Consider the following 7,532-nt stretch of genomic DNA (forward strand, 5'->3'; position numbering starts at 1 on the left):
AATTCGTCTTACCGGGTGCCTTTTTGACTTACTTTAGTTAGCCAAACTAGTTACGGTCATCGTAACCGTTCGGATGTTTCTGGGTCCATGCCCAGGCTGTTTTAATGATTTCGTTAACGTCATCGTAATGTGGTTGCCAACCTAAAACCTTACGAGCCTTATCACTTGCGGCAACTAGTGAATCTGGATCACCAGGGCGCCGTGGTGCGATTTTAGCTGGAATTGGCTTGCCAGTCACTTTACGAGCGGCTGCAAGCATCTGCTTGTTCGAGAAACCGGTGGAAGAACCTAAGTTGAAGGCGTTACTGTCATTACCGGCAGCTAAGTACTTCAATGCTAGGATGTGCGCATCGGCTAAATCCAAGACGTGCACGTAATCACGGACGTTGGTCCCATCTGGCGTGTTGTAATCATCACCAAAGAGCTTCAATTCGTCACGCTTACCCTGTGCCACTTGTAAAATAATGGGAACTAAATGGGTTTCAGGACCGTGGTCTTCACCAATGCTGCCATCTGGCTTAGCACCAGCGACGTTAAAGTAACGTAGGGCAACAAACTTAATTCCGTAAGCCACGTCAGACCAGTGCATGATCTGTTCCATCATTAACTTACTTGCCCCGTAAGGGTTGATTGGTTCTTGCGGATCAGTTTCCTTAATTGGAATCCGTTCCGGTGTCCCGTACGTGGCAGCGGTTGATGAAAAGACGATTTGCTTAACATCGTGGGCCTTCATCGTTTCAAGCAACGTAATCATGCCACCAGTATTGTTATCAAAATACTTCAGTGGCTTTGCCATTGACTCTGGTACGACTGAGAATGCTGCAAAGTGCACCACGGCTTCAATCGGTTCTTCATCAAAAACGTGGTTTAAAAAGGTCGCATCACGGACATCGCCCTCGTAAAACTTAGCGGCGGCGTTAACGGCTGCCCGGTGCCCAGTAACCAAATTATCAACGACAACTACCGAAGAACCATTGGCGACTAAGCGATCGACCATGTGAGAACCGATATAACCGGCTCCCCCTAAAACAAGAATTGACATAGTGTACCTCCCCTACATAGATGCCTTAATCATAGCATATTCAACGGCTAATGCGCTTTAAAAATTGCGGGTTTGTAAAGCAATTAATTGGGCCAATAAAAAAGTAGTCACGCATGGCAACTACTTTTTTCAATCCGCTATTTAATCGGTTCAGCCAATGTTTGCCATAAAATCGTCACTTCACAGCACTTCTCATCACCGACCTGAATCAAGTGACTCGTCTTAACTTGATCCGCTTGGTCACCAGGTAAAATGTTGACCTTAGAATCAACAGTGTGGCCGTACTGGACTTCATTCTCGTAGCGAACATCGACATGTAATAGGTCGTGCTGCAATAAGAACTCAGCGGGTAGCGTATCTAATAGCCAGTCAAAGTAATGCGCGTTATTCACGTGGCGGTTCGGGTCAATATCGAAAAAGCGCACGTGATACGGCTTACTAATGGTCGTCTCCGTGTCCTCAAAGGTACTTGGCCGCGGCAACCGGGGAATTCGTTTGACGACCTCTGATTGATACGGTTCGACTAATTCTGGTAAGATCTTGACGATCCGCCGCGTCGTCTGGCTCATCGTCACCCAGATACTCGTAATGTAAGCTAACTGGTTGCCATGGGCGTCTTTAATCCAAAACTCCCGGTAAGCAAAGTACGGGTTATACGCCGTTCCACGCACCGCAATCGTAACGATCTCATCTAGACGCGGCATCCGCGTTATGTCAATCGCGTACTGCGTCACGACCCAGCCAACCCCGTGGCTCTGAACAAAATCAGTCGTCAATCCTAAAGCGTCACTTTGATCTTCGGATGCCAAAACGGCAATGTCGATCAGCGTCGCCAACGTGGCCCGCCCCGTCCGATCACATTCATAATAAGTTATCCGGTGGTCTTCACTATATATGCTGGCTGATGTGCCTAAACTTGCCATTCTAACGTTCCTCACCATTCTTTAAGTCGTGAAATTCATTGTACACTGCCTGACGTGGTAATTCACGTCGTTTGGCAATTGCTTTAATGGCTGCGTTGGGTTTATCCCCCGCCGCAATGAGTGCCTCAACCTGCGCCTTGATTGGCAGCTGAGCTAACTCATCCGTTTGAACGGGTTCACTCGTATCCGGGTTACCACTGATCAGCAGGACGAATTCACCCTTCAACTGGTGATTCTGTGACCATTCAACGAGTTCCGTTAAGGTCCCCCGGGCAAATTCTTCGTACCGTTTGGTCAATTCCCGACAAGCGACAATTTGGCGGCTCCCTTCGCAGACCGTTGCTAGTACGCTAAGTGTCTTAGCGACCCGAAACGGTGATTCATACAGGACGACCGTCTCGTGACGCTGTGCTAACGCCGCTAGCGCCTCTTTTTGGTCGTGCTTCTTCCGGGGCAAAAAGCCGTAAAAGTAAAATGGTTGTGGCACTAATCCCGAGGCAATCAACGCCGTCAAGCCAGCGTTTGCACCCGGTAACGGCACAACGGGAATTTGCTGAGCGACACACGCCGCTACCAGTTCTTTCCCTGGATCACTGATGGAAGGCATCCCCGCATCGCTGACCTGCGCCAAGTTGACGCCATCTTGCAATTTAGCGAGTAACTGTGGGATTCGCTCCTGAGTATTATGTTCGTGGAAACTGATCTGCTTAGTCGTGATTTCAAAATGATTCAACAACTTTTGCGTGTTGCGGGTATCTTCCGCGGCAATCAAATCGACCGTCTTCAAAGTTTCCACCGCACGGTAAGTCATATCTTGTAAGTTGCCAATTGGCGTCGGAACTAGGTATAAAGTCCCCGTTCCCGCGTGATCAGCAAAACTCTGTTGCGTTTCCAACCGTTGCTTCCTCCTCTACTCGTTAAGTCCGTTCCCGTTCGCCATAAATCACTTCTAGGCAAAAGACGCATGATTCATCATCATCCCGCCGTTTACCATAAAACTGGTTGCAGACGTGGAAGCCTTCGTCGTATAACTTTTCTAGGTTCTGACGCGACTTGGAGAGCGTGGCCGTTCCTGCGGGCTTCTTTGGCAATTCGTTTTCAATTTCTACCATGTGTTCCCTTAAGTGTTCATTTTCAATGACTAATTCCGCGTTTTTCTCCAACACGGTCGTCATATCAGCGCGCAACTTAGCCATCTTATCGAGCATTAGTTGCATCTGTTGTTCCATATCGCCGAAACTATCGTATAAATCACGCTTATCCACGCGCTTCACCCTCGTTTTCCTTTATTTAAGCGTTTGTTTTAAAAATGGGCCATAACTTCAGAGTCAGACCTTCTAAGACGTTTTGAAAGCTAATATTGCTAGCGAGTTGCCGTTTTGCCGTCAAGGCCAACTCAGTAGCCTCAACTAACTGATTTGCGCTTAAACGGTCCGTTAGCGCCGTTAGGTCCTGTGCATACTGACCAAACGTTAACGTATCGTGCTCGTCAGCATCAAAATGTAACTGTAATAGATCCTGAAAAAGCGCCGCAATCAAATCCAACATCACCGATTGGTGTGCGGCATCTTTGGCTAAGCCGGCTAAGTTCACTTGAACCGCAACAAAGCTCCGTGGTTCACCCTTAACAACTTGGTCAAACCAACGCCATAACGCCTTGGCAGCTTGCGGTAACCAGTCTTCTTCAAGCAATCCTTTTGCCTGAGTCACACTGTTCGTCAGGCCCCGCAACATTTGGGCAACTTGGGGGGCAATCCCCGCCGCTTCAAACGTTTGCTGTAACGCCTGCGCTTTTAGCGGTGGAAATTCAATCACCTGCGTCCGCGAAATAATTGTGGGTAAGATCAACTGCTTATTGGTCGTTAATAAGAACGCCGTCACGTTGCCAATCGGTTCCTCAATAAACTTCAATAAGCTATTGGCAGCCGATGCCGTCATTTTTTCGGCATCCTCAATAATAAAGATCTTGCGATTGCCTTCCACCGCACTCTTCGAGAATTCGGCTTTTAAGTATCGAACTTGATCGACCTTGATGCTCTGCCCGTCCGGAACCACCGTAATGATATCCGGGTGCGAACCATTGGCGATCCGGACACACTCTTCACAAGTCCCGTCCGGTTGGTCGTCAACGACGTGAAGACAAAATAAGCGCTGTGCGATCCAGTGCGCAAGTTCGGGCTGACCAGCACCTTCCATCCCTGCGAACAGGTAGGCGTGTGCCAAATGATTTTGTTTAATAATATGTTGAAATGCCGCTAGTAACCGTGGTTGTTTGGCAGCCATCGTTACTGCTAACGGATCGGTCGTTGCCATTTGAACCACCCTTAATCTCTAAAATTGATGAAACTGTTCGATTGGTAAGACGAAGACCGTCGCGCCACCGACCTGAACTTCGACCGGATAAGCGGCAGCGCCGTCCATCGTAACGTCCAAGTTCACTGGTGGTGTCATGAATTGTTCCCGTGCGTGGCTAGTTTCCTTGATCATTGCCAGCACTTCGTCAACCCGGTCGTCTTCAATCCCAATCATGAAAGTTGTGTTACCAGAGCGCAAGAAGCCCCCGGTTGTTGAAAGTTTAGTGGCCCGTACGTTTGCTTCGATAAATTGGCTACTCAGCCGGTTACTGTCCTTATCCTGGACAATGGCAATAATTAATTTCATCGCTTCGACTTCCCTTCCGCTCCTAAGTAGGTTGGTAATTGTTTGATCATAATGTCTAAGGCTTGTTGAACCACCGTATCCAGTGGTTGACTAGCATCGACACGTTTAATCCGATTGGGATGGTCAGCCAATAGTTGCAAATAAGCTGCTTGTACCCGGTGATGAAAGCTCAAAGCTTCAACGTCTAAACGGTTAATTTCGTTTTGACGGTGGGTCTGGATTCGTTCCAATCCCACGGCCGCATCAACGTCAAAATAGAGTGTTAAATCGGGGGTCAAGCCCTCAGTCGCAAACTGATTCATGTCATAAACAGCTTGTTCGCCAATGCCACGACCAGCACCCTGATACGCGATTGAACTATCAATAAACCGGTCACACAAGACTAACTGGTCATTGCGCAATGCGGGTAAAATCTTTTGAATGATATGTTGCCGCCGCGCTGCCGCGTATAGTAACGCTTCAGTTCGGTCGTCCATCATCGTATTGTGGCGGTCTAAAATAATTTGCCGAATTGCTTCTGAAATTTGATTACCACCAGGTTCGCGGGTTACGACTAACTGGTCGCCCAGTCGCGGTTGTAATTCGGCCACGATTGCGTTCAAAGCTGACGTTTTACCGGCACCATCTGGCCCTTCGAAAGTCACTAATTTACCTGTCAACATTCCCAATCCCATCTAAATTCTCTAATTTACATATATGTGATAATTGTACTTGATTCTAGAGCACCTGTCTAATGCGGTTGCCACTAGTGAAGGTATTTTTTTAACTACTTTTAGCGAAGGAGCTACTACTGATTGTGGTTTTTAACTTTTTTTAGTTTGACACAAAAATAATACCAGACCCCGTTTTGCTATTTGATGTGACCGCTAAGTCAGAATTACGCGCCAATACCTTTTCACCGTGAGTTACAATATTAATACTTAATCTTGTGACTATCAAAAGAACGTATTTCACTGACACAAATCATCAGCGAAATACGTTCTTTAAATTTTGCGTGTTTGCATAGTCATACCAACGATTCGGATTAATGAAAATCCAGCACCTTCAAGACTATTGAATAATAAAAGCTGATGTAACAACTGGACCTTTGTCGCCTATCTCAGAACTGTTTTTCACATATAATGTTTTCCCTGCCACAGATAATAATTTATTATTAAATCTGGCTTGATCTAGCCGTAAAATATTCTGGGCATCCGCTAAACTACTATTGCCGCTAACACATTTAACTGAACTATTAGGATCATTAAGCATTGAATTAGCTATTTTATCAGAATCAGCATTATAGTTTTCTACAATCTGTAGTTCTGGAACGCCCTGACTTACTCGATACTGATTAATTAAAACAGCCAAAAATTGTTGAACTGAATAATCATCGACCCGACTACTATCCTTGATGGCATCTTCAATGTTCTTATAACTATATCCTGGTTTCAAATAATCACTTCGAACCCATGCACCACTTGCGCCGGCTTTTTTCACACCATTGACCAAATAATACGTATATGGCTTTCCTTTAGTGTAGATAGTAGCCTGTTTCATGGTCGTATAATTATCATGATCAGATAATTTGATACCATTGAGTGGAAAAATCACATTTTTCATTTCTGGAAGCCCGTATGCTTGCCCAGCTTTAGCCATAATCATATTCTGACTAGGGATTTTTTTGATATCTAGCATCTGATTATGCTTACCTGGTTTTAAATCAGACGCCTTCATCCAGCCACTCACTGCTGGTTTACTTGGTTTCACCCAATAATAAAGCGCCTTTTTCCCTTTTACAGTAATATAAGTCTTTTTCGAGGCAGTCCAAGTATACGGAAGCTTGCTCGTATGCGTATTGTTCGCAATAAAAGTCCATTGCTTATAGTTTTTATTGTTTTTATATGTTTTAGCTTTAGAATTCGTTGTAAAATATTCTTTTGCCTTAATTTTGGTGTCTTTAGTCCGACGATAACTAGCCTGCAAGTTAGCACCATATGCCCAGCCAGCAACATGCTTCTTCTTATTGGTTACCCAATAATAAGTCCTTTTGGCACCTCGCATTTTAACAGACATTTTCTTTGAAGCAGTCCACTCTACTTTAGGATAATCACCCAAATTATATCTTTTTACAAACGTCCATTTTTTCAGACTCTTATTGTCTTTATAGATATAAACCGATTTTTTCTTAGGTACATACGTTTTCTTCTTAACCGACGTTGTCTTAGTACGCTTATAGTGAACACTTGCATTAGCCGTTATCGGTTGTAATTCAGTGTAAATCGCTCCTCCAAGTACCAATGTCATCCCTAAAAATATCTTATAAAACTTTTTCATCCCCGTTGTCTCCTTTTATAATGAATAATTTTATTACTTTAAAATAATATTCTTTATATCCCTGCGTTGGTAGGGGAAAATGATTAGAAATTCACCTTTCGTTACATAATTAGGCCCAAAAATAATGGCTCTAGAATATTGGGTGTTGATGGATTTCCATCAACACCCAGTTTTTGTGTAAAATAAAAAGGACAAATCTCCTCAATGCACCACTAGCACCGACCAAAGTAAAAGTAAAGGCAAGTGAGAAAAGATGTCCCAAAACCATTTTATCGAAGATACTCTTCAAATTAAAGACCCAAATATTATTTGTACTGATATTGATAGTAGTGATCCAAGCAAACAGGTTGTTCACGCCAAACTGACCTATCCTTTAGAGAACTGCCCACTTTGTGGCCAGCCAGAAGTAGTACGTTTTGGGACTAATCTAATTAATGTCAGAATGCCCCCAGTCAAAGAACGGCCAATTATTTTAAAATTGCGTAAGCAACGTTATCGGTGTAAATCCTGTAAGCATACTTTTAGCGCACAAACATCATTAGTTAAACCGCATTGCCAGATATCAGAAGATACGAAGCAAATGATTATCT

At 44.5% G+C, this 7,532-nt stretch carries 9 protein-coding genes; 1 reads left to right on the forward strand and 8 read right to left on the reverse strand.

All coding sequences use genetic code 11. From position 1 onward, the window contains the following. Positions 1–46: 46 nt before the first annotated feature. The 8 genes from galE to AAA939_RS11885 all read right to left on the reverse strand — a co-directional run bounded on the left by galE (position 47) and on the right by AAA939_RS11885 (position 6,942). On the reverse strand, positions 47–1,042 hold the full coding sequence (gene galE / locus AAA939_RS11850) for a UDP-glucose 4-epimerase GalE (RefSeq protein ID WP_338210417.1): 996 nt from the start codon (positions 1,040–1,042) through the stop codon (positions 47–49). 137 nt (positions 1,043–1,179) lie between these two features. Then, the gene (locus AAA939_RS11855; RefSeq protein ID WP_338210419.1) at positions 1,180–1,965 is read right to left on the reverse strand and encodes an acyl-[acyl-carrier-protein] thioesterase; all 786 of its coding nucleotides are present in this window, start codon (positions 1,963–1,965) and stop codon (positions 1,180–1,182) included. Position 1,966: 1 nt separating this feature from the next. After that, entirely contained in the window at positions 1,967–2,860 is an 894-nt protein-coding gene (rsmI, locus tag AAA939_RS11860; protein ID WP_338210421.1) for a 16S rRNA (cytidine(1402)-2'-O)-methyltransferase, read from the reverse strand. Between the two features lie 22 nt (positions 2,861–2,882). Then, positions 2,883–3,230 (reverse strand): DNA replication initiation control protein YabA, encoded by a 348-nt coding sequence (locus AAA939_RS11865; RefSeq protein WP_338210423.1) that lies wholly within the window; start codon positions 3,228–3,230, stop codon positions 2,883–2,885. A gap of 25 nt (positions 3,231–3,255) precedes the next feature. Continuing rightward, a complete protein-coding gene (gene holB / locus AAA939_RS11870; RefSeq protein ID WP_338210425.1) occupies positions 3,256–4,278 on the reverse strand; it encodes a DNA polymerase III subunit delta' in 1,023 nt (340 codons plus the stop codon). 18 nt (positions 4,279–4,296) lie between these two features. Beyond that, on the reverse strand, positions 4,297–4,626 hold the full coding sequence (locus AAA939_RS11875; RefSeq protein WP_057706880.1) for a cyclic-di-AMP receptor: 330 nt from the start codon (positions 4,624–4,626) through the stop codon (positions 4,297–4,299). After that, the gene (tmk, locus tag AAA939_RS11880) at positions 4,623–5,288 is read right to left on the reverse strand and encodes a dTMP kinase (protein ID WP_338210428.1); all 666 of its coding nucleotides are present in this window, start codon (positions 5,286–5,288) and stop codon (positions 4,623–4,625) included. Before tmk ends, AAA939_RS11875 begins: the two co-directional genes overlap by 4 nt. 388 nt (positions 5,289–5,676) lie before the next feature. Further along, entirely contained in the window at positions 5,677–6,942 is a 1,266-nt protein-coding gene (locus AAA939_RS11885) for a hypothetical protein (protein WP_338210430.1), read from the reverse strand. Between the two features lie 253 nt (positions 6,943–7,195). On the opposite strand from AAA939_RS11885, the gene AAA939_RS11890 reads away from it, so the two are divergent. After that, a partial coding sequence (locus tag AAA939_RS11890) for a transposase family protein (protein ID WP_338230860.1) occupies positions 7,196–7,532 on the forward strand: 337 nt, incomplete at its 3' end.

The sequence above is a fragment of the Lactiplantibacillus paraxiangfangensis genome (genome assembly GCF_036246185.1).
Taxonomy (GTDB): domain Bacteria; phylum Bacillota; class Bacilli; order Lactobacillales; family Lactobacillaceae; genus Lactiplantibacillus; species Lactiplantibacillus paraxiangfangensis.

Coding starts and splice junctions, on each gene's coding strand:
- AAA939_RS11885 (WP_338210430.1), bottom strand. CDS start 6,942: ATGAAAAAGTTTTATAAGATATTTTTAGGGATGACATTGGTACTTGGA.
- AAA939_RS11875 (WP_057706880.1), bottom strand. CDS start 4,626: ATGAAATTAATTATTGCCATTGTCCAGGATAAGGACAGTAACCGGCTG.
- holB (WP_338210425.1), bottom strand. CDS start 4,278: ATGGCAACGACCGATCCGTTAGCAGTAACGATGGCTGCCAAACAACCA.
- galE (WP_338210417.1), bottom strand. CDS start 1,042: ATGTCAATTCTTGTTTTAGGGGGAGCCGGTTATATCGGTTCTCACATG.
- AAA939_RS11855 (WP_338210419.1), bottom strand. CDS start 1,965: ATGGCAAGTTTAGGCACATCAGCCAGCATATATAGTGAAGACCACCGG.
- tmk (WP_338210428.1), bottom strand. CDS start 5,288: ATGTTGACAGGTAAATTAGTGACTTTCGAAGGGCCAGATGGTGCCGGT.